Raw genomic sequence first — 26,455 nt, forward strand, 5'->3', positions numbered from 1 at the left:
GCAATGTCTTTGGCGATTCGTCGTCAAAATGCACGCTGCTTCGAAGGAATCGCCGTAAAAATAAGTTGATGAGCGGGATCGTTGCGCCGTCTGGGCAATCGATCCTTGCATTCTGTTCGATTCCCCTGCGTCAGGATTCTCTCTCTATTTGACGACGAATCCGTGCGCGAACGGATCGCGATCGTCGATGAAGATCGTGTTCAATCCGGTCATGCGCGCCCAGCCGCCGATCGAGGGGACGATCGCCGGCTTGCCCGCCACCGTGACTTCCTTCTCGACCCTGCCCTTGAACAGCGAGCCGATGATCGATTCGTGGACGAATTCGTCGCCGGTCCCAAGCTTGCCCTTGGCGTGAAGCTGCGCCATCCGCGCCGAGGTGCCGGTGCCGCAAGGCGAGCGGTCGATCGCCTTGTCGCCGTAGAAGACGGCGTTGCGCGCATCCGCCTGGCTGTCGGTCGGCGCACCCGTCCACAGTATGTGCGACAGCCGGCCGATGCCGGGATTCTCGGGATGCACGAAGGCGTATTTTTCGTTGAGCCGCTGCCGCACCACCGGGCTCCAGGCGATGAGGTCGCCGGCAGAGTGGTCGGCCATGTCGCGATAGGTCTTCTGCGGCTCGACGATGGCGTAGAAATTGCCGCCATAGGCGACATCGACGCTGATCTCGCCGAGCTGCGGACATTCGACAGTCAGACCCTCCGCATGGAGGAAGGACGGCACGTTGGTGATGCGCACCTCCTCGACATAGTCGACGAGCCTGTACTCGGCGGTGACCAGGCCGGCCGGCGTGTCCAGCCTGAGCAAGCCCGGTGTCTTCGGCTTGACCAGCCCGTGCTCGATGGCCATCGTCACCGTGCCGATGGTGCCGTGACCGCACATTGGCAGGCAGCCCGAGGTTTCGATGAACAGGATGGCGATATCGCAATCGGGCCGCGTCGGCGGATAGAGGATCGAGCCGGACATCAAATCATGGCCGCGCGGCTCGAACATCAGCCCTGTTCGGATCCAGTCATATTCGGCCAGGAAATGCGCGCGCCGCTCCATCATCGTCGCGCCGTTGAGCAGCGGTCCGCCCCCGGCGACCAGCCGCACCGGATTGCCGCAAGTGTGACCGTCGATGCAGAAGAAGGAGTGGCGCGCCATTTCTAGATCCCGTCAGAAGCGGTTCGGAGAAAACGGAGACAGATCAAACACCGGATTTTGGCCGAGAATGAGATCGCGAACCAGGCGTCCGGTGGCAGCCGCCTGGGTGAGGCCGAGATGGCCGTGGCCGAAGGCATAGACTATCGTGCCGGCCTGCCTGGCGCCACCGATCACCGGCAGCGAATCCGGCAGCGATGGCCGCAATCCCATCCATTCGCGGCCGCCGGCCGGGTCAAGCCCCGGCAGGAATTTCTGCGCCTTGTCGAGCAGCGCTTTCGAGCGGGCGTAGTTGGGCGGCCGCTCGATGCCGCCGAGCTCGACCGCGCCGCCGACGCGCACGCCGGTTTCAAGCGGCGTGACGACGAAGCCGTGGCCGGAGAAGATAAGTTGCCGCTTCACGTCGAATGCGGTCTTCGGCAGTGTCGTGTTGTAGCCGCGCTCGGTTTCGAGCGGGATGCGGTCGCCGATATGTTTCGCCAGGAGATGCGACCAGGCGCCGGCGGCGATGACGAGGCATTTTGCCTGCCGCACCGTGCCGTCGGCCAGCGTCAATGTCGCGCCGTCCTGTCCCGCCCCGACGTGGTCGATCCGAGCCTTTTCGAAACGCCCGCCCTTGGTTTCGGCATAGGCCCAGATCGCTTTGCCCAATAATTTCGGATCCGTAACGGTCTTCCATCCCGGCACGAAAGTGCCCTTGACGAACCGCGGCGACAGGCCCGGCTGCAAGGCGGCGAGCGCATCGCCCTCGACTTGGCTGAAGCCGATGCCGAAGCGTTGCCTCGCCGCCCAGCCGGGCAGCGACGCCTTGAACTCGGCCTCGCTCTCGTAAAGTTCGAGCGAGCCGTCCTCGCGCAGCATATTTTCGGTGCCCGAGCGCGCCATCAGCCCGGCCCATTCGGCCTCGGCGAGCCGCATCATCCCGGCCTGCGCCGCGAGGCTGGCCTCGTAGCGGTCGCTTCGTCCGGCGCGCCAGAAGCGGATGAGCCAGGGCAGCAGCTTCGGCAGATAGGCCGGCGGGATGCTGAGCGGGCCGAGCGGATCGGCAAGCCATTTCGGCAGATGCCTGATCATGCCCTTGTGGGCCAGCGGCAGCACATCGGAAAAGGCCAGGGCGGCGGCATTGCCGGAACTCGTTTCCTCGCAGATCCCCGTCCGATCGAAGATCGTGACGTTTCGCCCCGCCTCGACCAGATAGGTGGCGACACAGATGCCGATGATGCCGCCGCCGACAATGGCGATGTCCTCACCTTCTCCCCGTTCACGGGGAGAAGGTGCCCGAAGGGCGGATGAGGGGCGGCGCCCCGCTTTTGCCGACTTGGAAATTCCTTGCACGTGGGCGCTGCCCCTCATCTGGCTGCCGCCATCTCTCCCCGTAAACGGGGAGAAGAGAGCCTGCCTCAAAACCTCGGCAGCTCCGGCCGCGCCGCCAGCGCATCCCGGACGATCTTCTCGACCATCTTGCGGCGCTCGCCCGACAGCGGCTGGCGCGGCATGCGCACGCGGTCGTTGGTGTTGATCGCCAGGACTTCGGCGAGCTTGATGTTCTGCACCAGATAGGTCGACACGTCGAGGTCGAGCAGCGGCCGGAACCAGCGGTAGATTGTCAGCGCCTCCTCGCGGCGGCCCTGCTTCATCAATTGGTAGATCGCGACCGTCTCGCGCGGGAACGCGGTGACCAGCCCCGCCACCCAGCCGATGGCGCCGACCGACAGCGCCTCGAACGCCAGATTGTCGACGCCGGTGAACAAATCGTAGCGGTCGCCGAAGCGGTTGATGATTTCGGTCGAGCGGCGGATGTCGTCGGAGGATTCCTTGATGGCGACGAAGCGCTTGTCCTTCGCCAGTTCCTCCATCTGATCGACGGTGACGTCGACGCGGTAAGCAAGCCGGTTGGAGTAGATCATCACCGGCAGGTCGCCGGCCTCGGCGACGGCGCGCAGTGCGGCAACCGTCTCCTCCGCATTGGTGTGATAGATCGGGCTCGGCACCACCATCAGCCCGTTGGCGCCCTCTCTGGCGGCGCGGCGCGCGATCGCCGCCGCCTCGCGGGTGCCGGGTTCGTTGACAGTCAGCAGAACCGGCTTGCCGCCGGCGATCTTCTGCGCGGTCTTCAGCACGTCGATCTTCTCGTCATGCGAGAGCATCGGCCCCTCGCCGAGCGAGCCGCAGACGATGATGCCGTCGCAGCCAGCCTCCATCTGCAGCGCAAAGCAGCGTTCCATCTCGGCATGGTCGAGGCGGTCGTCCTCAGTGAATTTGGTTGTGACGGCGGGGAAAACTCCGGTCCACATAGCGGTGCTCCATCTGATATATCAGTCGTATATTTATTAGGAAACGGACTGTCAACACGGATTTTGCTATGATATACCAAAAACATATCAGGAGCTCGCCTTTGATATTCAATGAAACAAACCCGGCATTCGAGCCAGTGGCGGCGAAAGCCTACCGCGTGCTCGAGCACATGATCGTGACGCTCGAACTGGCGCCTGCAAGCTTCATCACCGAAGGCGCGCTGATCGACAGGCTGGGGCTCGGCCGCACGCCGGTGCGCGAGGCGATCCAGCGGCTGGCGTGGGAGGGACTGCTGGATGTCCGGCCGCGTGCCGGCATCGCCATTGCCCCGCTGCATCCCGGCGACTGGTTGCGCGTTCTCGATGCACGACGTGGCGTCGAGGTGGTTCTTGCCCGCTCGGCCGCCCGCTTCGTCACCCGCGAGGCGGCCGACCTGTTTCACGACGCGGCACTGGCCATGCAGAGGGCGGTGATATCGGGCAATGTGCTGGCCTTCATTCAGGCCGACAAGGCGCTCGACGAGGCGCTGGCGCTGGCGGCCGACAATCCCTTCGCCGCGCGGCTGGCGGCCCCGTTGCAGACCCACAGCCGCCGCTTTTGGTTCCGCTACAAGGCCGACACCGGGCTTGCCGAATCGGCCGAGCACCATGTCGCGCTGATCCGCTCGATCCTCGACGGCGACGAGGACGCCGCCGCCAAGGATGCCAAGCGTCTGATGGCGCTGCTGCGCGGCCATGCCGCGGCGGCCGCTACGCGATAGAGATCGGCAGCAAGCTTCGGCAGGCTCTTTGAGTTCCGCCCACAGGCGCTGAGCATCGCTCAATTCGTCAGGCGTCCTGGTCGGTCGGGATCACCACGTTTTCCCAATGTTCGCCGGCCGCGACAATGCAGCTTCTGCCGGCGACGTCGGTGACGATGATCGTCCAGCTTCCGCTGTCGGCGACATAGACTTCCATAATCGCCATCTGACCGATCAGCCCGAAAGCAAACTGTCTTTCCTGGAACTGCTCGCTCAGGTGGGCGACGAGATCGCGATGTTCAACGCAGTATTGATATTGGGCGCTTGCGGCGTTCGTACCCACCGCCGATGCGCCAGCAAGAATGAGGGTTTTCAACCCAACCAACAGCGATTTGCGCGCCATAGGGCATCTCCTTTGCCATCACGTCCGGCAAAGGAAGAGCCCTCATTTTGCCGGAACGATCCAGGCCGGTCCCGACGTCATCATCATCGCGTCGTTCCTTTCCATGTTCCGGTCTGTCATCAGCGGGGACGAAAAAAATGTTCCCACTATGTTCCATATATGGTGTCGGCAACAAAAAAGCGCAAGCAGGCGCCCGCTGGGGCGCCTGTGGATCGTTTTATGGTCGTCGCCGAGAACCGCGGCCTGCGCGCGGCTATGCTAAGGCGGCTGCCACCCGCTAGGCGGCTCAGGTCCCTGGCAGCGCCGCTGTCTTCACCGCGCTCTCCCAGCCTTCACCCACCGAAACCACGCAGCTTTGACCGCGTGTGTCACTGGCGAGGATGGTCCAGGTGCCCTGATCGGAAACGAAGACTTCAACAATCACATTCGGATTGACGACGCCGATCGCGGTTGGATTTTCCCGGAACTTCTCGCCGAGCGCCTTGATCATGTCGGCTCGTGACGCGCATTGTTCGGCCGCTGTTGCCGGGGCCGCGGAAAACGCGGCAGCCGCCGCGCCAAGTATCGACACCATGAGACGTGTCATCTCACACCTCCTTGCGCCGGCCGTACCCCCCGAAGCTGTCGTCAGCGCCGTTGGTCGATCTGCCGCGTCTCCTTTGCGGCAGGATTGCAAGTTAAGGCTTCTGCTGTCCGCCTGGTTCCATCACATTAGCGTTCAGGCATACACGCGGCCGCGACCGGTCAGCAAAAAGGCCCGGTTTCTGGCCGGGCCTTTTTCGTCTTCAATCATAAAATCTGGAGCTGTTTGTCGACTGGCTAATCATCGTCGGGATGACGAATTCGGCGCCGTCTTTCACGCCTGCCCGCGCGCCCGCAGCCGAAGGCGAGGACGCGCAGACAAGCAACCGCCCGGCTAATTCATCGTCGGAATGACGAATTCGGCGCCGTCCTTCACGCCGGACGGCCAGCGCGAGGTCACCGTCTTGGTCTTGGTGTAGAACCGGAATGCGTCCGGTCCGTGCTGGTTGAGGTCGCCGAAGGAAGACGCTTTCCAGCCGCCGAACGTATAGTAGGCGATCGGCACCGGGATCGGCACGTTGATACCGACCATGCCGACCTGGACCCTCGAGGCGAAATCGCGGGCGGCATCGCCGTCGCGGGTGAAGATGGCGACGCCGTTGCCCATTTCGTGATCGTTGGCGAGCTTGATCGCGTTCTCGTAGGTCGGCGCACGCACTACCGAGAGCACCGGCCCAAAAATCTCTTCCTTGTAGATGCGCATATCGGCGGTCACGTTGTCGAACAGGCAGCCGCCCATATAGTAGCCGTTCTCATAGCCCTGCATGGAAAAGCCGCGCCCGTCGACGACCAGCTTGGCGCCTTCCCTGACGCCGGTATCGACATAGCCCTTGACCCGCTCCAGCGCCTGCGCCGTCACCAGCGGGCCGAAATCGGCGGACGAATCCGTCGATGGGCCGACCTTCAGGCTTTCGACGCGCGGCACCAGCTTTTCCATCAGCCGATTGGCGGCATCGTTGCCGACCGGGACAGCCACCGAGATCGCCATGCAGCGCTCGCCGGCCGAGCCGTAGCCGGCGCCGATCAGCGCGTCGACGGTCTGGTCCATGTCGGCGTCGGGCATGATGATCATGTGGTTCTTGGCGCCGCCGAAGCACTGCACGCGCTTGCCGGCCGCGCAGCCGCGCGAATAGATGTACTGGGCGATCGGCGTCGAGCCGACAAAGCCGATGGCCTTGATATCGGGATCGTCGAGGATGGCGTCGACCGCCTCCTTGTCGCCGTTGACGACATTGAGAATGCCCGCTGGCAGGCCGGCCTCGATGAACAGTTCGGCGATGCGCATCGGCACGCCCGGGTCGCGCTCCGAAGGCTTCAGGATGAAGGCGTTGCCGCAAGCGATAGCCGGCGCGATCTTCCACAACGGGATCATCGCCGGAAAATTGAACGGCGTGATGCCGGCAACGACGCCGAGCGGCTGGCGCATCGAATAGACGTCGATGCCGGGGCCGGCGCCGTCGGTGAACTCGCCCTTCATCATGTGCGGCGCGCCGATGCAGACCTCGACCACTTCCAGGCCGCGCTGGATGTCGCCCTTGGCGTCAGCGATGGTCTTGCCGTGCTCGCGCGCCAGAATGTCGGCCAGCGCATCATATTCCCGGGCGACCAGTTCGAGGAATTTCATCAGGACGCGCACGCGCCGCTGCGGATTGGTCGCCGCCCAGCCAGGCTGCGCCGCCTTGGCGTTCTCCACGGCTGCGCGCAGCTCCGCCTGCGAAGCCAGCGCCACGGTGCCGCGCACCGTGCCGTCCATCGGCTGCATGACGTCCTGCTTGCGGCCGCTGGTCCCGGCGACACGCTTGCCGCCGATGAAATGACCGTAGTCGATCATGGTTTTCTCTCCCTGTATTTGTGATGCGGCATTGTCCGCCTTTGCGCCGCCGATGGCAACGTGAGCGGAAACGCAACCGTTGTGCAGAAAATAGAGTGCGAGCGACGCCTGTGCATCAATTGCCGCAAGTGATAGGGATGCAGGTCCCTTAGCGGCAAGGATAGAGAAATTGAGTTCCTTCGCGCCCCCCACGGAACGCAACGTCGACGATTGTCATCCGGACCCTCCTCATGAACTGGGATGACGTCCGCATCTTTCTTGCGGTGGCGCGTGCCGGCCAGATACTTGGCGCGGCCAAGCGGCTGGAGCTGAATCACGCCACTGTCTCGCGCCGCGTCGCCGCGCTCGAGGATGCGCTGCGCACAAAACTCTTTCGCCGGCTGACCACCGGCAGCGAGTTGACGCCGGCGGGCGAGCGTTTCCTCGACATCGCCGAGCGCATGGAAGGCGACATGATCGCCGCGCGCGCGACCGTGGCGGGCGAAGGCGACGACGTCTCCGGCACCGTGCGCATCGGCGCCCCTGATGGTTTCGGCGTTGCCTTCCTGGCCAAACGACTCGGCGCACTGACGGCGCTTCACCGCGAACTCACCATCCAATTGGTGCCGGTGCCGCGTTCCTTCTCGTTGTCCAGGCGCGAGGCCGACATCGCCATCACCGTGGAGCGACCGACCGAAGGCAGGCTGGTGGCGGGAAAGCTGGTGGATTACACGCTCGGCCTGTTCGCGTCCCGCGCCTATGCCGACGCGCATGGCCTGCCGCAGACGCCGGCCGAGCTTGGCCGGCACACGCTGATCGGCTATGTGCCGGACCTCATCGTCAGCCCCTCGCTCGACTATGCGGCCGAGTTCAGTGCCGACTGGCGCACGAGCTTCGCCATCTCCTCGGCGCTCGGCCAAGCCGAAGCGGTGCGCTCCGGCGCCGGCATCGGCATCCTGCACACTTTTGTCGCCCACTCGATGCCGGAACTGGTGGCCGTCGACATCGTCGCGCCCATTCGCCGCGCCTACTGGCTGGTCTATCACGAATCGGTCAGGCCGCTGCGCCGCGTCCAGATCGTCGCGAGCTTCATCACCAGGGCGGTGGAACGGGAGCGGAGCCTGTTCGTCTGACGATATTTTCTCTGACGCGGCGAGGTGTGCTGGAGACTGATGCCGAGTCACGCGGCAAGTTCCTCCGCTCAAATGCGTGAAGAATCCTTCCGATCCTACCGCTGGTATCGCTCCGATCCGAGATCGCGGACATCGATGTCCGGCACCCGGCTGGAAATGATGTCGGCCAGGACCTTGGCCGAGCCGCAGGCCATGGTCCAGCCGAGCGTGCCGTGGCCGGTGTTGAGATAGAGGTTGGAAAACTCGGTGCGGCCGATCAGCGGCGGCCCGTCCGGCGTCATCGGCCGCAACCCGCACCAGAAGGTCGCCGACCGCATGTCGCCGCTGCCCGGAAAAAGGTCGCCGAGCGAATGTTCGAGCGTGCGCCGCCGCGATTCATGCAGCGTCAGGTCAAAGCCGGAAATCTCCGCGGTGCCACCGACGCGGATGCGATCGCCGAGCCTGGTGATCGCCACCTTGTAAGTCTCGTCCATCACCGTCGAGACCGGTGCTGCGGCAGCATCCTTGATCGGCACGGTGATCGAATAACCCTTGACCGGATAGACCGGGATAGGTCGTTTCAGATAGCGCATGAACTTTGCCGAATAGCTGCCCATCGCCATCACATAGGCGTCGGCGGCCTTCCATCCCTTGCTCGTATTGATGTTGGCGATCTGGTTGCGCTTGCGCACGATGCGCCTGATCGACGTGTCGTATTCAAAGGTGACGCCGCGCGCTGCGCAGAGCTCTGCCAGACGGTCAGTGAACATCTTGCAGTCACCGGTCTCGTCGCCCAGCAGCCGCAGACCGCCGACGAGCTTTTCACGGATCCCTGCCAAGCCCGGCTCGGCCGCGATGCAGCCGTCGGGATCGAGGATCTCGTAGGGAACGCCATATGTCTTCAGCACCTCGACATCGCCGGCTGTGCCATCGAGCTGCTGTTGCGTGCGAAAAAGCTGCAGCGTTCCCTTGCTGCGCTCGTCATAGGCGATGCCGGTCGCCTCGCGCAGCGCTTTCAGCGTGTCGCGGCTGTATTCGGCCAAAGGCACCATGCGCGACTTGTTCACCGCATAGCGCTCGGCGGTGCAGTTGCGCAGCATCCTGACCAGCCAAATCCACATATGTGGATCGAGAGTCGGCCGCACCACCAGAGGACCATGCTTCATCAGCAGCCATTTGATCGCCTTCAGCGGGACGCCGGGACCGGCCCAGGGCGAGGCGTAGCCTGGCGAGATCTCGCCGGCATTGGCAAAGCTGGTTTCCAGCGCCGGGCCCTTCTGGCGGTCGATCACCGTCACTTCATGGCCGGCCTCGGCCAGGTAATAAGCAGTGGTGACCCCGACGACGCCGCCGCCCAGCACGAAGATCTTCATCGCATAGCTCTCCAGAACGATGTCTTGTCAGCGGGTGCATCGTGGCTTTCTGTCTGCCGGATTTTACCGCGTCCGCCAAGTGCCCAAGCATGTCGCCCAAAAGTAGGCAGGAGGTTTTGGGACGACGACACATGCCTAAAAAAAGCCCGCGCGCTATCCATTCACATAGCGCCGGTGAAAGCGGTGTCCGAGGCTGGTCAGGATTTCATAGCCGATGGTGCCGGCATGGCCGGCCGCCTGGTCGACCGTCTGCGACGGGCCGATCAGTTCGACGAGGTCGCCCGCCTTCAGCCTGCCGGGCGGCAGGGCCGAAATGTCGAGGACGATCGAATCCATCGACACACGGCCCAGGAACGGCAAGCGCACATTTTCGAACCAGGCGGCCGAGGCCGCACGTCGATGCCAGCCGTCGGCATAGCCAAGCGAGATCGTTGCGGCGATCAGCGAATCGGTGACGTGAAAAATATGGCCATAGCCGACGCCGGCTCCCCTCTCGAGGCTGCGCGTCTGGATGATTTTTGCTTGAAGCCGCAGCACCGGCAGCACCGGATTTTCCTGCGCAGGCGTCGGATTGATGCCGTAGAGCGCCGCACCGGGTCGGACGAGGTCGTAGTGAAAGGACTGCCCAAGAAAGATACCGGAGGAATTGGCGAGCGAGGCCGGCGCATTTGGCAGCATCCTGCGTAGCCTCTCGAATTCCAGCCGCTGCTGCTCGTTGGCCGGATGTTCGGGCTCGTCGGCGCGAGCGAGATGGCTCATCACGATGGTGACGTCGATACCATCGAAAGCCTGCGGGTCGGCAGCGACGGCCTCCACCTCGGCTGCCGCCATGCCGAGCCGCGACATGCCGCTGTCGACCTGGATTGCAGCCTTGAGCTTGTGGCCGGCCCGCTGCGCCGCCGCGCGCCAGGCGGCGAGCTGGCCGGCACTGTTGATGACCACGCCCAGCTCCGCTGCGACGGCTTCGCTTTCGGCGCCCGGCTGAATGCCGTTCAGCACATAGATCGCCGCCCGTGCGCCGAGCGCCTGGCGCAGCAAGGCACCCTCGGCCAGATGCGCGACAAAAAAAACGGCGCAGCCTTCGGCCGCCAGCGCCGCGGCCACCTGCGGCCCGCCGAGCCCGTAGCCGTCGGCCTTGACGACACCGGCGCAGCCGACACTGCCCAACCGCGCCTTGAGCCGCCGGTAATTTTCGCGGATGGCGCTGAGATCGACGGTCAATATGGCGCCGGCCGCCGCTTCGCTGATCGGCGCGGCTTTGACGGCCCTTTCAGAAAGAGATTTTTTGGAAGTGCCGTTCATGCCAATCCCGTCTGCAGCGGATCGGCCATCAATAAGGCCACCGCGCCGACGCGGCAACCGTGGTCGGCGCGAGCGCGGCTTGCGCCAGGCCTACGCAACCAGATGCCGGAATGCCACAACCACGTCCTCATAGACCTGACGCTTGAACGGAACGATCAGGTCGGGCAATTCCTCCATTGACCGCCAGGCCCATCTGTCGAACTCGGCGGTGTGGCCGCCCGGCGGGGGATTGATCTCAATCTCGCTCAAATCGCCGTGAAAGCGGAAGGCGAACCATTTTTGCGTCTGGCCACGATACTTTCCCTTGAAGGCGACGCCGACCAGATGGGCCGGCAGGTCGTAAAATATCCAGTTCGGCGCCTCATCCAGCAACGAGACGCTGCGCATGCCGGTTTCTTCGTAGAGTTCCCGCTGTGCCGCCTGCAGCGGCTCTTCGCCCTTGTCGATGCCGCCCTGCGGCATTTGCCAGAGCTGCGTCGTGCCGGCGAATTCGCTGTCCGGCTCGGCAATGCGATGCCCGACCCAGACCAGCCCGTCTCCGTTGAGGACCATCGCTCCGACGCAGCGACGATAGGGCAGCGTCTCGGGGTCGACCGGTTTTTTCTTCGCCATGCTCAACCTTTTTCCGGATCCACCGCCACTGCCGAAATCGGCACGATCTCGATGCCGCGCTTCTTGGCCTCGATCACCCAGGACGACACGGTGTCGACCGTCAGGTCGAAGGCCGAGCCGATGCCGACGGCAAAGCCTTTCGCCCGCGCGGTTGCTTCCAGTTCGTCCAGCTTCTTCAATATGGCGCCGCGGTCACGCACGGCGTCGATCGACGTGTCGCCGGCGGCGAACGGCACACCGTTCTTCAACGCCAGTTCGGGCGCCAGGCTGCGTGCCGACGAACCGTCGTCGACATAGGCCAGGCCGCGCCTGCCAAGCTCGGCCATCAGTGGCCCCATCGCCGCCGCATCGGCCGAAAAACGAGCGCCCATATAGTTCATGACGCCGGTGTAATTGGTCGTCCGCGACAGCGCCCAGCGCAAATTCTCCAAATTCTCGTCGGGTGTCGCCACGACCGTCAGCGTGTTGCGGCCGGGATTGACATTCGGATAATCGAACGGTTCGAGCGGCACCTGCATGACGATCTCATGGCCGCTCTGCCGCGCCGCCTGCATCCAGCGGCCGATGCTGTTGCCCTGCGGCGCGAAGCCCAGCGTCACTTCGGCCGGCAGCTTGGCGATGGCAGCCTGCGTGCCGGTCTGTGACACGGCAAGCCCGCCGATGACGATCGCCACGCGCGCACCGCGCGCGCCGGACCATGGTCGCGCATAGACATCGAACGGCCGCCTGCCGTCGGCAGCACGAACCGGCAATGGACCGGTTTCGCCAGACTCGACCAGTGCCCTGTCGGGAATATGCGCGATCCTCAGGTTCTGGCCGGTCGTCGAAGGGTCGTGGATGACGATGGCCCCGGGCGGACCGTCGCCCGCTTCGGTCTGCATGTGGATGATCTGCGGCCCGCCCGTCTTGGATCCGCTTGCCTTGGACCCGCCCGTCTTGGGTATGCTCGCCTTGGACGCTGCTTCGGCCTTCGGCGCCGGTTCAGTGACCGGCGCTGCGGGTTCGACCACGGCTGTCGCCTTCGGCGTCGAAACGGCGACTTCTTCCGGCTTTCGAAACGGCCTTTCACGCAGCGCAATCGCCCCGGAGACGCCGATCACGGCCAGCACCACGACAGTGGCCGCGACCACGCCAGCGCTGATCCTGCGGGCCACGCGCGGCGGCCGGACGGCCTGCCCGAGTGGGCGTTCGATGTCACTACCGATGTCAGCCAAGCCGCATCCCCAGCCGCGGTCCCCGAATCAAACTGCCGAGGCCTTGCAGCCCCGGCAGCATTACATCGCTTCGATCAGGCAGCCAGACCTGTTGTCCGGCTGATCGACTTTTACTGGTTCAGCACGGCCCCTACTGGTTCAGCACAGCCTTGTCCGGATTCGGCGGGAACGCCGGATCGGTCTTCTCGCCGCGCAGCAACTGCTGGGCGAAGATGAGCTGCAGATCGTCCTTCGGCTCCGGCGGCACATAGGCTGCCGAGCCTGAACCGGCATCGCCCTCCTCGCTGCCCTTGATGTGGCCCTTCAGGTCCGACTCGCCGCGCGTCAGGTCCCTGCCCTGCAGGTCCGGCGGCAACGGCTGGTCGACCTTGATGTCGGGCGTGATGCCCTTGCCCTGGATCGACTTGCCGGACGGCGTGTAATAGAGCGCCGTTGTCAGGCGCAGCGCGCCGTTCTCGCCGAGCGGGACGATGGTCTGCACCGAACCCTTGCCGAACGACTGCGTGCCGACGACCGTGGCGCGGCGCAAATCCTGCAGCGCGCCGGCGACGATTTCGGACGCACTGGCCGAGCCGCCATTGACGAGCACGACCAGCGGCTTGCCGTCGATATCATCGCCCGGCCGCGCGTCGAAGCGGGTGACGTCCTTCGGATCGCGGCCGCGCGTCGAGACGATCTCGCCACGGTTGAGGAAGGCGTCGGACACGCTCACCGCCTGATCGAGCAGCCCGCCCGGATTGAGGCGCAGATCGAGCACGTAGCCCTTGAGCTTTTCCTTCGCCACCTGCTTCTCGATGGTTTCGATGGCGCTCTCGAGATCATCATGGGTCTTTTCGGTGAAGGAGGTGATCTTGATGTAGCCGATGTCGTTCTCGACCCGGAACTTGACCGCCTTGACCTTGATGATGTCGCGCACCACCGTCAGTTCAATCGGCTTGTCGGCGCCCTGACGCAGGATGGTGAGCTTGATCGGCGTGTTGACCAGCCCGCGCATCTTCTCGACCGCATCGTTGAGGCTCAGGCCGCGAACCTCCTCGCCGTCGATCTTGGCAATATAGTCGCCGGCAAGCACGCCCGCCTTGGCAGCCGGCGTATCGTCGATCGGCGTGATCACCTTGACCAGGTCGTTCTCCATGGTGACCTCGATGCCGAGGCCGCCGAACTCGCCCTTGGTCTGCACGCGCATGTCCTGCGCCTCTTCGGCGTTCATATAGGAGGAGTGCGGGTCGAGCGAGGTAAGCATGCCGTTGATGGCGTTTTCGACCAGCGACTTGTCGTCGGGCGGCGTCACATATTGCGCCCGCACCCGCTCGAAAATATCACCGAAGATCGCCAGTTGCTTATAGGTCTCGGAGCCCGCAGCGTTCGCCGTCGAGCCGGGCGCGCCATAGACCAGGCTCATCGCGGATGCGCCCATCAGCGCACCGGCAAACAGAAGCGACAGTTTCCGCATCATCTCACGTCCTTCCAGACAAACGGTCCGCCCACCATGGGGTCGGATCGACGGGTTTTCCATCCTTGCGGAACTCAACATAGAGTTCCGGCGTGGCATTTCCATTCTTCGATGCCGAGGTGCTCGCCACCCGGGCCTCTCCCATCGCGCCGACCGGCTCTCCTGCGAGCACCGACTGGCCAGACGCGACGCTGATTCTGCTCATCCCCGCGAGAACGACATGATAGCCGTCACCTGCGTTCAGGATCAAGAGTTGACCATAAGAGCGAAAAGGTCCCGCATAAAGTACATTTCCGTCCGCCGGCGCGGTGACGATGGCTCCCGATTGTGTCGCAACCATGTCACCGAGCATCACTGCGCCGTTACCGTCGCTGGCCCCGAACCGCCGCTTGATCTTGCCGGTGACTGGCAACGCGATCTGCCCCTGAAGCGCCGAAAACGGCGCAGCGGCGGTGAGCCGGTTGGCTTCCGGCACCGGCAGGGCCGCCAGTTCCGTCTGTTCCGGCGCCTTCTGTGCCGGAGCCGTCTGCGCCGGAGCCCCCAGTGCCGGGGCCTTGTCGGCACCCGCTGCCTTCTGCTCCGCGGCTTTCTGTTCGGCGGCTTTCTGCTCGGCGGCCTTCTGCTCGGCTGCCTTCGCCGCGTCCGCAGCCTTGCGGGCCTTGTCGGCCTCGAGCGAGGCGATCAGTTCCTTCAGGCTGCCGGCCTTGGCCGCCAGTGCTGCGGATCGCTGCTTTTCCGCCGCCAGGGCCGTTTGCGTCTCGGCCTCGAGCTTCTGCTTGGCTTCGAGCAGCATGCCGAGCCGCTTCTTTTCCGCCGTCTGCTCGGCGACTGCCGCCGTCAGCCGCGCCCGCTCCGCCTCGATCGAGGCCGTCACCCGTGACTGCTCCTTGAGTTCCGCCAGCAATATCTCGGTCTGCTGGCGCAGTTCCGGCACTACGGCGCCGAGCAGAATGGCGCTGCGCACCGACGACAGCGCGTCCTCCGGCTTGACCAGGATGGCCGGCGGCGGATTGAGCCCCATGCGCTGCAGCGCGGCCAGCACCTCGGCCAGAACGTCGCGTCTGGCAGCCAGTGAGGCACGGATTTTCTGCTCGTCGCCCTTCAGCCCTTCCAGCTTGGCACCGATGTCCTCGATGTCCTGGCCGAGCTTCTGCTCGGTCATCGCCGACTGGATCAGCGCCGCGGTGATCGAGGCATGGTCCTTCTTGACCGTCGCCATGTCGGCGGCGAGCTTGGCCAGCCGCTCCGACGACAGTGTGATCTCCTGCGATATCCGTTCGTATTCGGCGCGGCTCTGGTCCGGGTCGGGCGCCATGTCGAGCCTGCTCTGCGCCCGCGCGGCACCGAGCGACAGCATAAGCACCGCCGCTGCCAAGCCGCAGCCTGCGCGCCAAAAGCCCGTTCGCGATTTCCAACCTTCAGCCATTGAAGCCCGACTCTATGCGTGGCTTCGTTAACGAACAATCAACCATGTTCGAGAGCCCGCCGACCGAAAACAGCCTCGTGACGCATTGAGGCGAAAATCCGGGCGGCTCACGCCAATCCACCGGTTTCGGTCGAATCTGCAACGGCTCACGAGCGATGATAGGGATGGCCGGACAGGATTGTGGCCGCCCGGTAAAGCTGCTCGCCCAACATGACACGGACCAGTTGGTGCGGCCATGTCGGCGCGCCGAACGACACCATCAGGTCGGCCTGATCGCGCAGCGACTGGTCGTGACCGTCGGCGCCGCCGATGGCGATGACCAGCGCCTTGCGGCCGCTATCACGCAGCAGCCCGATGCGCCCGGCGAAATCCTCGGAAGAAAAACTCTTGCCGCGTTCGTCGAGCAGCATCAGTGCGGCACCAGGTTGCAACTGCGCCTGCAGTTTCTGGCCTTCCTCGCGGCGACGCTCGTTGGCGGTCTGGGCGCGGCCCTCCGGGATCTCGACGACCCCTGAGAATTCGAGCCCCACGGCCGGTCCGCTCTTGGCGAAGCGCTCGAAATACCGGTCGGCGAGCAGCTTCTCGGGGCCGGCTTTCATCCGGCCCACGGCATGAACGGTAATTTTCATCCCTGCCTCGAAGAGCCGCTAATGCACGTCACCAAAAGTGGTCACCGGTTTTGGGACACGACATGCATCAATCAAATGCGGCTCAGTGGAGGGTCTCTTCCTCGAGGTCCGGCGCCTGCCACATCTTTTCAAGATTGTAGAAGTCGCGGACTTCGGGGCGGAAGACATGGACGATGATGTCGCCCGAATCGATCAGGACCCAGTCGGCGCCGGCCAATCCCTCGACGCGCGCCGTGCCGAGCCCGGCATCCTTGAGCGCCTTGAGGAGATGATCGGCGACAGCCGAGACATGACGGTGCGATCGGCCGGACGCGATGACCATATAGTCACCGAGGCTCGATTTTCCCTGAATGTCGATTGAGACGATGTTTTCGGCCTTGGAGTCTTCCAGACTGGCAAGGACTGTCTTGATGGCGCGAGACACGGCGTCGTTTACGCTGATCCCGGCCGGCGAAGGCACGATGTCGGCCTTCTTCCAAAGTGCTGTTCTCAGTGTATTTCCTTTCGCAGCAAGAACAACCAAATCACCCTTCAAAGCAGGTGACACCCCTTAGATAGGCAGAGTTGCGTTGCAGTTTCAAGACGGCAGCCCTACCGTAGCCAACGAAGAACCGTTCTTCCGGTTCCGCTGTTGAAGAAAAAACGGAACTCTTGCCGCCCGGCGAGGGTTATCGGCGCATTGACCAATCGGATCCCCCTCATGCCTGTCGACCCTCAGAACGCTCTCCTCGCCGTGCAGTCCGGCCTTGCGCAGCTCAGCGCTCTGATCGTCTCGTACTCGTTCTCGGCCATTGGCGCCGCCATCCTGCTGGTTCTCGGCTATATCGTCGCCGGCCTTGCCCAGCGCTCGATCTACGCCGGCCTCGGCCATATCCATGGCTTCGACACGACGCTGCGCCACTTCTTCTCGCGGATCGTCCGCTACGCCATACTGATCCTCGTCGTCGTCATGGTGCTCGGCCAGTTCGGCGTCCAGACGACCTCGATCATTGCCGCGATTGGCGCCATCGGCCTGGCCATCGGCCTGGCGCTGCAGGGCACGCTGCAGAACATTGCCGCCGGCATCATGCTGCTGGCGCTGCGACCATTCCGTATCGGCGAATATGTCGAGGTCGGGGTCATTTCCGGAACCATCGAGGAAATCGGGCTGTTCGCCACCACACTGAGAACGGTCGAAGGCGTTTACGTGCTCGCTCCCAATTCGACGCTGTGGAACCAGCCCGTCCGCAATTTTACACGCAACGGCGTCCGCCGCGCCGATATCACCCTGACCATCGGCTCGTGGAACGATATCGATCTCGCTCAAAAGACCATGCTGGGCGTCGCCGCCGCCGAGCGACGCGTCAGGCGGGAGCCGGCGCCGATTGCCTTTGTGGCGACCGTCGGCGACAGCAACGTCGCCATAACCTTGCGCTACTGGACCTCGGCTGCGGATTTCTTCGCGACCCAGATCGATCTCACCAAACGCGCCAAGCAGGCCTTCGACAGCGAAGGCATTTCTATACCCGCGCCACCGCCGGAAGCACCGCAGCAGGAAACCGTCACCAGACAGTGAGACGATTCCCGGTATAGCTACTTATCCGCCCGGCGCTGCTCTTCGGACGGAAAGGCAAGATCGACCGGCAGCGGTGCCTGCGCCGTCATCGGCGCGAAATTGCCGGTCTCGGCGGCGGGAACAGGCGACATCGCCACGACGCGCCACAGCACGAACAGGCAAAAAACGGTGGCAATGACGATGGCCACATGGATGAAGGCCTGGGTTCCGTAGACGGCGGAAAGCCCGGTCACGATGCCGGGCACGATGAAGCCGGACAGCGACCACGCGAACAGCAGTGAACTGGACAGCGCCACCATGTCGTCCTTGCCGGCGCGGTCGGCGGCATGTGCGCTGGCCAGCGAATAGATCGATTCCGACGCGCCGGCCCAGACCACATAGATGACGACCAGCGCCGCCAGCGCACCACCATCGAAGCCCAGCGCGAACAGTCCCGCCACCATGGCAAGCGCCGAAGCGGCGACCAGCACAAAGCGGCGGTCGGTGCGGTCGGAAATCCAGCCGAGCGGGATCTGCAGGATCAACGTGCCGATCGGCATCGCCGACAGCAGCAGTGCCACATCGGCCTGGCTGTAGCCCTTGGCCGTGGCATGGATCGGCGCAAAGCCTGAAATCGTCATCGACAGGCCGCCGACGGCAAGCATGCCGGCGACGCCGACCGGCGAAATCCGCCAGGCCCGGCCAAGCGCCACCGACGCCGCCTGCGGCGGCGGCGGCTGGGCAAGCCGCGTCAACCCGACGGGGAGGATCGACAGCGCGGTGAAGGCGATGCCGACCAGCGGCGCGTCCGCAGCCCGTATGTCGATCAGCGCCAGTGTGGAGTAGCCGACACCGAGCCCGGCGACATAGGCGACGTAGAAGAAGGCCATGACCCTGCCGCGTATGGCGTTGGCGATGACGTCGTTCAGCCAGCTTTGCGCAACGATGAACAGGCCGCATATGGCAAAGCCGTAGAGCGCGCGTGCCGCGATCCACGACAGCGGGTGCGGTCCGGCCCCGACGGCGGCGTTCGACAGCACGATCAACGCCGACAGCACCATGAATGCGCGCGCATGGCCGACGCGTCGTACCAGCGGACCGGTCAGGATGCAGCCTGCCAGGCCGCCGGCCGAGAGGCCGGTGACGATCAGCCCGGCCCAGGTCGGATCGAAGCCTTCGGCGCCGAGCCGGACCGGGATATAGGCGAACATCAGTCCGTTGCCGACCGCTACCAGCGCCATCGACAGGACGACGCTGGCGATGGCGATCGCCGGGGCCGGCGGGCTGCCCTGTGCCGGGTCCCGTCTGGTCTGGTTTCGCTCGAGAATCGCCATGCCCGCGCAGGATCGCTCACGGACCGAGGAAAGGCAGCCGCAAATGCGACATCGCCGTAAGTGCTTAGGTCTTCAAGGTAGCGATCCTTCCAGCACCCCTCATCCGACCGAGCTTCGCTCGGCCACCTTCTCCCACAAGGGGAGAAGGAGAAAGAGACTCCTATCCCTGCGCCATCTTGCGGATCGCGGTCGACGACAGCGACGAGCGCGGGCCGTGAATGAAGGTCCAGGCCGGCGCCTTCATGCGGGCGAGCCGCGGCGCGTCGCCCTCGTCGACACGCGCGTAGTCGAAGGTCTTGGCGACAACCGACGACAGGAACGACAGCGTCGCGCCAGGGCGATCGATCACCGCGATCGGAAACGTCATCACGATCTGGCGCCAGCGCTGCCAGCGATGAAAATCGCGCAGCGAATCGGCGCCCATGATCCAGACGAAGTCGACGCCCGGGTTGCGCGCCTTGACCAGGGCCAGCGTGTCGGCGGTGAAGCGGACATAATGGCTCGCCTCGAAGGCGGTGACCTTGACCTTCGGGTTCCGGGCAATCTGCTCGGACAGGCGTAGCCGCTCGGCCAGCGGCGCCAGTTCCCGCGCGCTCTTGAGCGGATTGCCCGGCGTCACCATCCACCACAACTGATCGAGCGCCAGGCGCCTGAGCGCGATCTCGGCGACCAGCGCATGGCCGGCATGGGCAGGATTGAACGAGCCGCCGAACAGTCCGACGGCCAGGCCCTTTTCGGCATGCGGCATATGAAGGTAGCGAGAGGGGACGGGTTGTTCGGACGGGGATAGCATGTGTCAGGCACCCCCCTCTGCCCTGCCCTGTTTGCCAAGACTTGGCATCTCCCCCTCTAGGGGGGAGATTGGCGGCTTCATCCCTGGCGCCCTTACTGCGACGCCGGAGGTTGGCGAAAGTCCATGCGACAGCCAATCTCCCCCCTTGAGGGGGAGATGTCCGGCAGGACAGAGGGGGGTGGCTGGGCGCACGCCTCTCAGGCTCTAACCGCGAATGAGCTCAAGGCCTCACCTGTCCCGTCCCGCGCACGCGGTACTTGAACGAGGTCAGTTGCTCGACACCGACCGGCCCGCGCGCATGCATCTTGCCGGTGGCGATGCCGATCTCGGCGCCCATGCCGAATTCGCCGCCATCGGCAAATTGCGTCGAGGCATTGTGCAGAAGGATCGCCGAATCGATCTCGTTGAAGAACCGTTCGACGGCGTTCGTATTCTCGGCGACGATCGCCTCGGTGTGGTGCGAGGAGAAATTCTCGATGTGCTCGATCGCACCGGCAACGCCATCGACCAGTTTTACTGCGATGATGGCATCGAGATATTCGCTCACCCAGTCGGCGTCGGTCGCAGGCTGGGCGTCGGCAAACACTTTCAGCACCTCGGCGTCGGCGTGGATTTCGCACCCTGCCGCGCGCAACGCCCCGAGGATCGGCACCAGATGAGTGGCGGCAACAGCGCGGTCGACCAGCAGCGTCTCGGCCGCGCCGCAGACGCCGGTGCGCCGCATCTTGGCGTTGACCGCGATCCTGGCCGCCATGTCGAGATCGGCCGAGCGGTCGATGTAGAGATGGCAGATGCCTTCGAGATGCGCGAAGACCGGCACCCGCGCCTCGTTCTGGACGCGTTCGACCAGGTTCTTGCCGCCGCGCGGGATGATGACGTCGATATTGCCGGAAAGTCCTTTCAGCATCTCGCCGACGGCGGCGCGGTCGGCGGTCGGCACCAACTGGATGGCATCCTGCGGCAGCTTGGCCGCTTTCAGCCCTTCGACCAGGCAGGCATGGATCGCCGCCGAGGAGTTGAGCGAATCCGAGCCGCCGCGCAGGATCACCGGATTGCCGGCCTTGAGGCACAGCGCGCCGGCATCGGCGGTCACGTTCGGCCGGCTTTCGTAGATGACGCCGACAACGCCGAGCGGCGTGCGCACGCGCTCGATATGCAGGCCGTTCGGCCGGTCCCATGCGGCAATGACATCGCCGACCGGATCGCGCAGCCCGGCGATTTCACTGATGCCGTCGGCCATGGCACGGATGCGGCCGGGATCAAGCTTCAGCCGGTCCATGAAAGAAGCCGAAAGCCCCGACTGCTCGCCATTTTTGATGTCGATGGCGTTGGCGTCGAGAATATCCTGCTCGTGGCGAAGGATCGCCTGCGCCATACCGATCAACGCGGCGTGCTTGCGCTCGGCTGTGGCGACGGCCAGCGGTCGGGCGGCAGCGCGGGCGCGGCGGCCGATATCGGCCATCAGCGCCACCGTATCGTCCCGGGATTTTTCATGCAGCTTCAGCATGGCTCATCCTCCGCTATTCACCTCGTCACCGACCGCTTGGTCAGCGGCCTGCACTTGGTCGCCGGCCTGTACTTGGTCACTAGAATGGCTCACCACAAGGTCGTCGCGGTGGATCATCGCCGATCGCGCTTCATAGCCGAGCACCGTTTCGATCTCGGCTGTTTTCAAGCCAGCGATCCTTACGGCATCGGCGGCATCGTAGGCAACCAATCCGCGCGCGATCTCGCGGCCTTCGGGCGACAGGATCGCCACCGTGTCGCCGCGCGAGAAATTGCCGCTGACCAGCTTGACGCCGGCCGGCAGCAGCGACTTGCCCGACAGCAGCGCGCCGATGGCGCCGGCATCGACTGTCAGCCGGCCTGCCGGTTCGAGCTGCCCGGCGATCCATGTCTTGTAGCCCTTGACCGGATTGGCGCTCGGCCGGAAGAACGTCGCCCGCTCGCCACGCTCGATCGCCAGCAGCGGCGACAGCCGCGTGCCTGATGTGATGATCATGGCAGTGCCGGCGGCGGTGGCGATCTTGCCGGCGTCGAGCTTGGTGCGCATGCCGCCGCGTGAAAACTCCGAAGCGGCCGCACCCGCCATCGCCTCGATGTCAGGCGTGATGCGGTCGACGACAGCGACGAACCTGGCATGCTGGTCGCGCGCCGGCGGCGCCGTGTAGAGCCCGTCAATGTCGGAGAGCAGCACCAAAAGGTCCGCGCCCATCATCGTCGCCACCCGCGCCGCCAGCCGGTCATTGTCGCCATAGCGGATTTCGGAGGTCGCCACCGTATCGTTCTCGTTGATGACCGGCACCGCCTTCATCTTGAGCAGCGTCGAGATCGTCGCGCGCGCATTGAGATAACGGCGGCGCTCTTCGGTGTCGCCGAGCGTCAGCAGGATCTGGCCCGATTTCAGGCCGCCCTTGCCGAGCGCATCCGACCAGGCGCCGGCCAGCGCAATCTGCCCGACGGCCGCCGCCGCCTGGCTTTCCTCGAGCTTCAGCGCCCGCTTGCCGAGGCCCAAAATGGTGCGGCCAAGCGCGATGGCGCCGGACGACACGACGAGGATCTCGGCGCCATTCTCGGCCAGCACTGAAATGTCGTCGGCAAGCGAGGCCAGCCAGTCGCGCTTCAGCCCCGCCGTGCGGTCGACAAGCAGCGCCGAGCCGATCTTGACGGTGATGCGCCGGTATTTTTTCAGCGACTGCGCGGCCATCGCTATCTCCAGCGCGTCTCGACCGGAGCGGCGACAGCTTCGCGCGCCTCGGCGACGACCGTCATCAGTGCGCGCAGAACCGCCTCGACGCCTTCGCCGGTGACGGCGGACAAAAGCATCGGCGCGCGGCCGGCGGCGCGTTTCAGCGAAGCGACCTTCTTCTTGCGCGCGTCGGCATCGAGCGTGTCGACCTGGGAAAGTGCGACGATCTCGACCTTCTCGACCAGCCCATGGCCATAGGCGTCGAGTTCGGCGCGCACGGTCTTGTAGGCCTTCCCCGGATTTTCTTCCTGCGCCGAGACGAGGTGCAGGAGGACCCGCGTGCGTTCGACATGTCCGAGGAATCGGTCGCCGATGCCGACGCCTTCATGCGCGCCTTCGATCAGGCCGGGAACGTCGGCGATGACGAACTCGCGCCCGTCGATACGGGCCACACCGAGGCCCGGATGCAGCGTCGTGAAGGGATAATCGGCGATCTTCGGCTTCGCTGCGGTGACGGCGGCGAGGAAAGTCGACTTGCCGGCATTGGGCAGGCCGACCAGGCCGGCATCGGCGATCAGCTTGAGCCGGAGCCAGATGTTGAGCTCTTCGCCCGGCTGGCCCGGATTGGCGCGGCGCGGCGCCTGGTTGGTCGAGGTCTTGAAATGCTGGTTGCCGAAGCCGCCATTGCCGCCCTTGGCCAGCAGGAAACGCTGGCCGACGACGGTCAGGTCGCAGATCAGCGTGTCGTTGTCCTCGGCAAAGACCTGCGTTCCCGCCGGCACTTTCAGCGTCACGTCGGCGCCCTTGGCGCCGGTCATGTTGCGGCCCATGCCGTGCGTGCCGGTCTTGGCCTTGAAATGCTGCTGGTAGCGATAATCGATCAGCGTGTTCAGCCCATCGACCGCCTCCACCCAGACGTCGCCGCCGCGGCCGCCGTCGCCGCCGTCGGGACCGCCGAATTCGATGAACTTTTCGCGCCGGAACGACACCGATCCGGCACCACCATCGCCGGAGCGGACATAGACCTTGGCTTGATCGAGAAATTTCATCGTATTGCTGAGTTTCTGCTAACGGCCTTGCGGCATTGCTCTAACGTTTGGCACTGCTCTAAACCAAGGCGGGGCGAAGGGCGAGGCTGTTTATCAACATGGCCCGAGTCTGAACATGGTCCGAGTCTGAACATCGCCGGAGTCGCAATGAAGCTTGTAACCTACAACATCCACTACGGCGTCGGTCATGACGGCCGCTACGATGTCGGCCGCATCGCCGATGCCGTGCGCGGCGCCGACGTGATCGCGCTGCAGGAGGTCTCGCGCAACAACCCCAACAATGGCGGCCGCGACATGGTGGCCGAGCTCGGCGACGCCCTGCCCGAATATTTCGCCGTCTACGGCAGTAATTTCGAGGCCAATGTCGGCTCGCGCCTGGAAAACGGCCGCGCCATCACCACCACCTTCCAGCTCGGCAACATGGTGCTGTCGAAAACCCCAATTCATCTGTCGCGCAATCTGCTCTTGCCGCGCAGCCGCAGTTTCGAAGTGATGAATTTCCAGCGCGGCGCGCTGGAGGCGCTGATCGAGACGCCGATTGGTTTCATCCGCTTCTATTCCACCCATCTCGACCATCGCAGCCCGGTCGAACGCGCCAGCCAGATCCGGTTTCTGCGCCGGCGCTTGTTGAACTATGCGATCGAGGGCGGCGCGCTGTCGGGCGTCGCCGAGGTCGGCCTGCCCGACCTGCCTTGTCCCGAAGGCTTCGTCGTCATGGGCGACTTCAACATGCTGGCCGGATCGCCGGAATATGTCGAATTCGCCGGCCGCCTGGACCACGAATTCGGCATGGCGGTGACCGCGGATCTTGCCGTCGATGCCGCCCTGCGCCTTGCCGCCGCAGGCGCCGATCTCGCCACCTGGGTCGACCCCAAGCGGCCTGACGACGCCAGCCGCCACAAGCGCATCGACTATGTCTTCACCAGCGCCTCGCTGGCCAAATCGCTGAAGCGCCTGTGGGTCGACCGGCAAGCAGTCGGTTCGGACCACTTGCCGGTCTGGGTCGAGATGGTTTGACCAGCGTCCGTCAGAAATGCACCCAGTTGCGCAGGCTCGTCCAGGTCTTGCGATCGAGACGGTAGCGCTCGACCGGCACCTGGCCGGCGACGATCGAGTTCAGCATGCCCTGGCCGGCATATTGGAAGCCGCATTTGTGGATGACCCGGCGCGAGGCCGGATTGATCACCCGCGTCGAGGCATGCAGCACCTGGATCGACGTCCTCTGGAAGGCGAGGTCGACCAGCGCATGCGCGGCCTCCGTCGCATAGCCGCGCTTCCAGTATGGCTCGCCGATCCAGTAGCCGAGCTCCAGCCCGCGTTCGGTGGTGTTGAGGCCGGCGCATCCGACGAAGGTTTCGGTGCCGGCCAGGGTCAAGGCATAGGCAATGCCGGCCCGGCGCGATGCCGTCATCGCGAGGAAGGCGCGTGCCTCGGCCTCGCCATAGGGGTGCGGCATGCGGGCCAGCATTTCGGCGACATGGCGATTGTCGGCGAGCGCCACCAGTTGCTCGATGTCACTTTCGCGCGGGGCCTGCAGGACCAGCCGCTCGGTCACCAGGACCGGACAATCTATCGCGTAACTTTCACCGTCTGTGTCATCCGCTTCGGCAACCATGTCAGTCCTCCAGGCAAGAAAAAGGGGAGATGGAAACCCATCTCCCCTGATCCATTTCCTGGCTTGGCCAGACACCGGTTCCCGAGATGGGTGCCGGTGTTCTCGTGCGGAACCGGCTACTCCGCGGCCTTGGTCATCGGGTTCACCGATACGTAGGTTCGGCCATTGGCTTTTTTATTGAAGGTGACTGCGCCAGCTTCGAGCGCAAACAGCGTGTGATCCGTGCCAATGCCGACATTGGTGCCGGGATGCCACGTCGTGCCGCGCTGACGAATAATGATGTTGCCCGGAATCACGGCTTCGCCGCCGAATTTTTTCACGCCGAGCCGCTTGGAATGGGAGTCGCGACCATTGCGCGACGAACCGCCAGCTTTCTTGTGTGCCATCTAACTAACTCCGATGCGCCGTTAGGCGCTTAAAGGGTCTTATGAACGCGTTCGCGTTCCGTTTCAAGTCCGAACCGGCGACGATCGCGCCGGCCCGCTTTACTTCTTCGCCAAATCTCTGGCCTGCTCGCGCCAGTCCGTGATCTGGTCGGCGCTGAACGGCATATGCTCGTCGATCTTGGCGATATCCTTGTCCGACAGCTTGGCGATCTGGGCGAAGGTCGTGATGCCCTGCTCGTTCAACTGGCCGGCCGCAACCGGGCCGATGCCCTTGATCACGGTCAGATCGTCCGGCTCGCCCTTCGGCGCTTTGAACAGCGGCGCGGCGGCGGTTTCAGTTGCCTTGGCTTCCTTCTTCGGCGCAGCCTCTGCCTCGGTCTTTGGCGCGACCTCAGCCTTCATCTCGGCCTTTGCGGCAATCTCGGCCTTCGCCTCGGTCTTCGCCTCGGCCTTGGCCCCGGCCTTCTTCGTCGGCTTGGCGCCGCCCAGCAGGATCTCGGCGATCCGCACGGTTGTCAACAGCTGGCGATGGCCGATCTTGCGGCGCGAATTCTGCCGGCGGCGCTTCTTGAAAGCGATGACGGTGCGGTTCTTGCCCTGCTCGACGACTTCGGCGGTGACCAAAGCGCCGTCGACGAACGGCGCGCCGAACGTGACATTCTCGCCCTCGCCATGCGCGAGCACGTGGCCGATCTCGACGATGTCGCCGACCTGGCCTTCGACTTTTTCGATCTTCAGGAGATCGTTGGCGGCGACGCGATACTGCTTGCCGCCCGTTTTGATGACTGCGAACATTTTTTGCCTTTCGCTGTTCGGTCGGCCTTGACGAACCGCTTCAGCGGTTCGGCCGTCTTTTTGTCAGTCTGCGGGTTCAAAAAGCAAGCGGCGCGGAAGAGCCCTCCACGCCGATTGCGCGCTGTCCCTAGCCGAAGGTGCGGCGCGAGTCAAGGCAAACGGCCGAAAGC

General features: G+C 64.5%; 26 protein-coding genes. 4 read left to right on the forward strand and 22 right to left on the reverse strand.

The features are described from left to right. Window positions 1-144 precede the first annotated feature (144 nt). From AC0L2M_RS20780 to AC0L2M_RS20790, 3 genes are read right to left on the reverse strand one after another with little or no spacing between them, the layout of a single operon-like run. Window positions 145-1,143, reverse strand: a complete 999-nt coding sequence (locus AC0L2M_RS20780; protein WP_473535746.1) for a 4-hydroxyproline epimerase — start codon at window positions 1,141-1,143, stop codon at window positions 145-147. A gap of 12 nt (window positions 1,144-1,155) precedes the next feature. Then, window positions 1,156-2,493 carry an NAD(P)/FAD-dependent oxidoreductase gene (locus AC0L2M_RS20785; RefSeq protein WP_473535747.1) on the reverse strand — a complete coding sequence of 446 codons (1,338 nt, stop codon included), beginning with the start codon at window positions 2,491-2,493 and terminating at the stop codon, window positions 1,156-1,158. A gap of 47 nt (window positions 2,494-2,540) precedes the next feature. Continuing rightward, window positions 2,541-3,434, reverse strand: coding sequence for a dihydrodipicolinate synthase family protein (locus tag AC0L2M_RS20790; RefSeq protein ID WP_128173579.1), 894 nt, complete (start codon window positions 3,432-3,434; stop codon window positions 2,541-2,543). 68 nt (window positions 3,435-3,502) lie between these two features. On the opposite strand from AC0L2M_RS20790, the gene AC0L2M_RS20795 reads away from it, so the two are divergent. Beyond that, window positions 3,503-4,195 carry a GntR family transcriptional regulator gene (locus AC0L2M_RS20795; protein ID WP_473535748.1) on the forward strand — a complete coding sequence of 231 codons (693 nt, stop codon included), beginning with the start codon at window positions 3,503-3,505 and terminating at the stop codon, window positions 4,193-4,195. Window positions 4,196-4,262: 67 nt separating this feature from the next. On the opposite strand, the gene AC0L2M_RS20800 is transcribed toward AC0L2M_RS20795, so the two are convergent. The 3 genes from AC0L2M_RS20800 to AC0L2M_RS20810 all read right to left on the reverse strand — a co-directional run bounded on the left by AC0L2M_RS20800 (window position 4,263) and on the right by AC0L2M_RS20810 (window position 6,990). Next, on the reverse strand, window positions 4,263-4,577 hold the full coding sequence (locus AC0L2M_RS20800; RefSeq protein ID WP_023800042.1) for a hypothetical protein: 315 nt from the start codon (window positions 4,575-4,577) through the stop codon (window positions 4,263-4,265). A gap of 286 nt (window positions 4,578-4,863) precedes the next feature. Further along, complete coding sequence (locus AC0L2M_RS20805; RefSeq protein ID WP_473535749.1) at window positions 4,864-5,163, reverse strand: hypothetical protein; 300 nt, start codon at window positions 5,161-5,163, stop codon at window positions 4,864-4,866. Window positions 5,164-5,493: 330 nt separating this feature from the next. Continuing rightward, complete coding sequence (locus AC0L2M_RS20810) at window positions 5,494-6,990, reverse strand: CoA-acylating methylmalonate-semialdehyde dehydrogenase (protein ID WP_473535750.1); 1,497 nt, start codon at window positions 6,988-6,990, stop codon at window positions 5,494-5,496. A 230-nt stretch (window positions 6,991-7,220) separates the two neighbouring features. Between AC0L2M_RS20810 and AC0L2M_RS20815 the strand changes: the two genes are divergently transcribed. Next, the gene (locus tag AC0L2M_RS20815; RefSeq protein WP_287224954.1) at window positions 7,221-8,102 is read left to right on the forward strand and encodes a LysR family transcriptional regulator; all 882 of its coding nucleotides are present in this window, start codon (window positions 7,221-7,223) and stop codon (window positions 8,100-8,102) included. Window positions 8,103-8,197: 95 nt separating this feature from the next. Here the strand turns inward: AC0L2M_RS20815 and AC0L2M_RS20820 are convergent, their stop codons facing one another. The 8 genes from AC0L2M_RS20820 to rsfS form a co-directional block, all read right to left on the reverse strand. After that, the gene (locus AC0L2M_RS20820; RefSeq protein WP_473535751.1) at window positions 8,198-9,454 is read right to left on the reverse strand and encodes a D-amino acid dehydrogenase; all 1,257 of its coding nucleotides are present in this window, start codon (window positions 9,452-9,454) and stop codon (window positions 8,198-8,200) included. A 153-nt stretch (window positions 9,455-9,607) separates the two neighbouring features. Beyond that, on the reverse strand, window positions 9,608-10,756 hold the full coding sequence (gene alr, locus AC0L2M_RS20825; RefSeq protein ID WP_473535752.1) for an alanine racemase: 1,149 nt from the start codon (window positions 10,754-10,756) through the stop codon (window positions 9,608-9,610). Window positions 10,757-10,846: 90 nt separating this feature from the next. After that, entirely contained in the window at window positions 10,847-11,368 is a 522-nt protein-coding gene (locus tag AC0L2M_RS20830; protein ID WP_128173586.1) for an RNA pyrophosphohydrolase, read from the reverse strand. Between the two features lie 2 nt (window positions 11,369-11,370). Beyond that, a complete protein-coding gene (locus AC0L2M_RS20835) occupies window positions 11,371-12,582 on the reverse strand; it encodes a divergent polysaccharide deacetylase family protein (RefSeq protein WP_473535753.1) in 1,212 nt (403 codons plus the stop codon). A gap of 130 nt (window positions 12,583-12,712) precedes the next feature. Further along, entirely contained in the window at window positions 12,713-14,038 is a 1,326-nt protein-coding gene (locus AC0L2M_RS20840) for a S41 family peptidase (RefSeq protein WP_128173588.1), read from the reverse strand. A 1-nt stretch (window position 14,039) separates the two neighbouring features. Then, window positions 14,040-15,461: a murein hydrolase activator EnvC family protein gene (locus AC0L2M_RS20845; RefSeq protein WP_236374570.1), complete on the reverse strand. Its 1,422-nt coding sequence runs from the start codon at window positions 15,459-15,461 to the stop codon at window positions 14,040-14,042. Between the two features lie 146 nt (window positions 15,462-15,607). After that, on the reverse strand, window positions 15,608-16,090 hold the full coding sequence (rlmH, locus tag AC0L2M_RS20850; protein WP_128173590.1) for a 23S rRNA (pseudouridine(1915)-N(3))-methyltransferase RlmH: 483 nt from the start codon (window positions 16,088-16,090) through the stop codon (window positions 15,608-15,610). A gap of 82 nt (window positions 16,091-16,172) precedes the next feature. Next, entirely contained in the window at window positions 16,173-16,550 is a 378-nt protein-coding gene (gene rsfS / locus AC0L2M_RS20855; RefSeq protein ID WP_023800052.1) for a ribosome silencing factor, read from the reverse strand. A 240-nt stretch (window positions 16,551-16,790) separates the two neighbouring features. Here rsfS and AC0L2M_RS20860 point away from each other — a divergent pair, with 240 nt between their 5' ends. Then, the gene (locus tag AC0L2M_RS20860; RefSeq protein ID WP_473535754.1) at window positions 16,791-17,645 is read left to right on the forward strand and encodes a mechanosensitive ion channel family protein; all 855 of its coding nucleotides are present in this window, start codon (window positions 16,791-16,793) and stop codon (window positions 17,643-17,645) included. Between the two features lie 17 nt (window positions 17,646-17,662). Here the strand turns inward: AC0L2M_RS20860 and AC0L2M_RS20865 are convergent, their stop codons facing one another. The 5 genes from AC0L2M_RS20865 to obgE form a co-directional block, all read right to left on the reverse strand. Further along, entirely contained in the window at window positions 17,663-18,958 is a 1,296-nt protein-coding gene (locus AC0L2M_RS20865; RefSeq protein WP_473535755.1) for an MFS transporter, read from the reverse strand. A gap of 160 nt (window positions 18,959-19,118) precedes the next feature. Next, on the reverse strand, window positions 19,119-19,706 hold the full coding sequence (locus AC0L2M_RS20870; protein ID WP_027152843.1) for a nicotinate-nucleotide adenylyltransferase: 588 nt from the start codon (window positions 19,704-19,706) through the stop codon (window positions 19,119-19,121). 265 nt (window positions 19,707-19,971) lie between these two features. Beyond that, a complete protein-coding gene (locus AC0L2M_RS20875; RefSeq protein ID WP_419695103.1) occupies window positions 19,972-21,258 on the reverse strand; it encodes a glutamate-5-semialdehyde dehydrogenase in 1,287 nt (428 codons plus the stop codon). A gap of 3 nt (window positions 21,259-21,261) precedes the next feature. Further along, complete coding sequence (gene proB / locus AC0L2M_RS20880; protein ID WP_128245913.1) at window positions 21,262-22,458, reverse strand: glutamate 5-kinase; 1,197 nt, start codon at window positions 22,456-22,458, stop codon at window positions 21,262-21,264. Window positions 22,459-22,460: 2 nt separating this feature from the next. Then, window positions 22,461-23,489, reverse strand: a complete 1,029-nt coding sequence (obgE, locus tag AC0L2M_RS20885) for a GTPase ObgE (RefSeq protein ID WP_128168566.1) — start codon at window positions 23,487-23,489, stop codon at window positions 22,461-22,463. 147 nt (window positions 23,490-23,636) lie between these two features. On the opposite strand from obgE, the gene AC0L2M_RS20890 reads away from it, so the two are divergent. Further along, a complete protein-coding gene (locus tag AC0L2M_RS20890) occupies window positions 23,637-24,506 on the forward strand; it encodes an endonuclease/exonuclease/phosphatase family protein (protein ID WP_473535756.1) in 870 nt (289 codons plus the stop codon). 10 nt (window positions 24,507-24,516) lie between these two features. On the opposite strand, the gene AC0L2M_RS20895 is transcribed toward AC0L2M_RS20890, so the two are convergent. The 3 genes from AC0L2M_RS20895 to AC0L2M_RS20905 form a co-directional block, all read right to left on the reverse strand. After that, complete coding sequence (locus AC0L2M_RS20895; RefSeq protein WP_473535757.1) at window positions 24,517-25,104, reverse strand: GNAT family N-acetyltransferase; 588 nt, start codon at window positions 25,102-25,104, stop codon at window positions 24,517-24,519. 116 nt (window positions 25,105-25,220) lie between these two features. Further along, window positions 25,221-25,490 (reverse strand): 50S ribosomal protein L27, encoded by a 270-nt coding sequence (rpmA, locus tag AC0L2M_RS20900; protein WP_023678077.1) that lies wholly within the window; start codon window positions 25,488-25,490, stop codon window positions 25,221-25,223. A gap of 99 nt (window positions 25,491-25,589) precedes the next feature. Further along, the gene (locus AC0L2M_RS20905; protein ID WP_473535758.1) at window positions 25,590-26,285 is read right to left on the reverse strand and encodes a 50S ribosomal protein L21; all 696 of its coding nucleotides are present in this window, start codon (window positions 26,283-26,285) and stop codon (window positions 25,590-25,592) included. Window positions 26,286-26,455: the final 170 nt, after the last annotated feature.

It is taken from the genome of Mesorhizobium sp. WSM4806 (genome assembly GCF_055811635.1).

Coding starts and splice junctions, on each gene's coding strand:
- AC0L2M_RS20845 (WP_236374570.1), bottom strand. CDS start 15,461: ATGGCTGAAGGTTGGAAATCGCGAACGGGCTTTTGGCGCGCAGGCTGC.
- alr (WP_473535752.1), bottom strand. CDS start 10,756: ATGAACGGCACTTCCAAAAAATCTCTTTCTGAAAGGGCCGTCAAAGCC.
- AC0L2M_RS20870 (WP_027152843.1), bottom strand. CDS start 19,706: ATGCCGCATGCCGAAAAGGGCCTGGCCGTCGGACTGTTCGGCGGCTCG.
- AC0L2M_RS20790 (WP_128173579.1), bottom strand. CDS start 3,434: ATGTGGACCGGAGTTTTCCCCGCCGTCACAACCAAATTCACTGAGGAC.
- AC0L2M_RS20805 (WP_473535749.1), bottom strand. CDS start 5,163: ATGACACGTCTCATGGTGTCGATACTTGGCGCGGCGGCTGCCGCGTTT.
- AC0L2M_RS20875 (WP_419695103.1), bottom strand. CDS start 21,258: ATGCTGAAGCTGCATGAAAAATCCCGGGACGATACGGTGGCGCTGATG.
- AC0L2M_RS20815 (WP_287224954.1), top strand. CDS start 7,221: ATGAACTGGGATGACGTCCGCATCTTTCTTGCGGTGGCGCGTGCCGGC.
- rlmH (WP_128173590.1), bottom strand. CDS start 16,090: ATGAAAATTACCGTTCATGCCGTGGGCCGGATGAAAGCCGGCCCCGAG.
- AC0L2M_RS20905 (WP_473535758.1), bottom strand. CDS start 26,285: ATGTTCGCAGTCATCAAAACGGGCGGCAAGCAGTATCGCGTCGCCGCC.
- AC0L2M_RS20795 (WP_473535748.1), top strand. CDS start 3,503: ATGATATACCAAAAACATATCAGGAGCTCGCCTTTGATATTCAATGAA.
- AC0L2M_RS20785 (WP_473535747.1), bottom strand. CDS start 2,493: ATGAGGGGCAGCGCCCACGTGCAAGGAATTTCCAAGTCGGCAAAAGCG.
- obgE (WP_128168566.1), bottom strand. CDS start 23,489: ATGAAATTTCTCGATCAAGCCAAGGTCTATGTCCGCTCCGGCGATGGT.
- rpmA (WP_023678077.1), bottom strand. CDS start 25,490: ATGGCACACAAGAAAGCTGGCGGTTCGTCGCGCAATGGTCGCGACTCC.
- AC0L2M_RS20830 (WP_128173586.1), bottom strand. CDS start 11,368: ATGGCGAAGAAAAAACCGGTCGACCCCGAGACGCTGCCCTATCGTCGC.
- AC0L2M_RS20865 (WP_473535755.1), bottom strand. CDS start 18,958: ATGGCGATTCTCGAGCGAAACCAGACCAGACGGGACCCGGCACAGGGC.
- AC0L2M_RS20840 (WP_128173588.1), bottom strand. CDS start 14,038: ATGATGCGGAAACTGTCGCTTCTGTTTGCCGGTGCGCTGATGGGCGCA.
- proB (WP_128245913.1), bottom strand. CDS start 22,458: ATGGCCGCGCAGTCGCTGAAAAAATACCGGCGCATCACCGTCAAGATC.
- AC0L2M_RS20820 (WP_473535751.1), bottom strand. CDS start 9,454: ATGAAGATCTTCGTGCTGGGCGGCGGCGTCGTCGGGGTCACCACTGCT.
- AC0L2M_RS20895 (WP_473535757.1), bottom strand. CDS start 25,104: ATGGTTGCCGAAGCGGATGACACAGACGGTGAAAGTTACGCGATAGAT.
- AC0L2M_RS20780 (WP_473535746.1), bottom strand. CDS start 1,143: ATGGCGCGCCACTCCTTCTTCTGCATCGACGGTCACACTTGCGGCAAT.
- AC0L2M_RS20800 (WP_023800042.1), bottom strand. CDS start 4,577: ATGGCGCGCAAATCGCTGTTGGTTGGGTTGAAAACCCTCATTCTTGCT.
- AC0L2M_RS20890 (WP_473535756.1), top strand. CDS start 23,637: ATGAAGCTTGTAACCTACAACATCCACTACGGCGTCGGTCATGACGGC.
- AC0L2M_RS20860 (WP_473535754.1), top strand. CDS start 16,791: ATGCCTGTCGACCCTCAGAACGCTCTCCTCGCCGTGCAGTCCGGCCTT.
- AC0L2M_RS20810 (WP_473535750.1), bottom strand. CDS start 6,990: ATGATCGACTACGGTCATTTCATCGGCGGCAAGCGTGTCGCCGGGACC.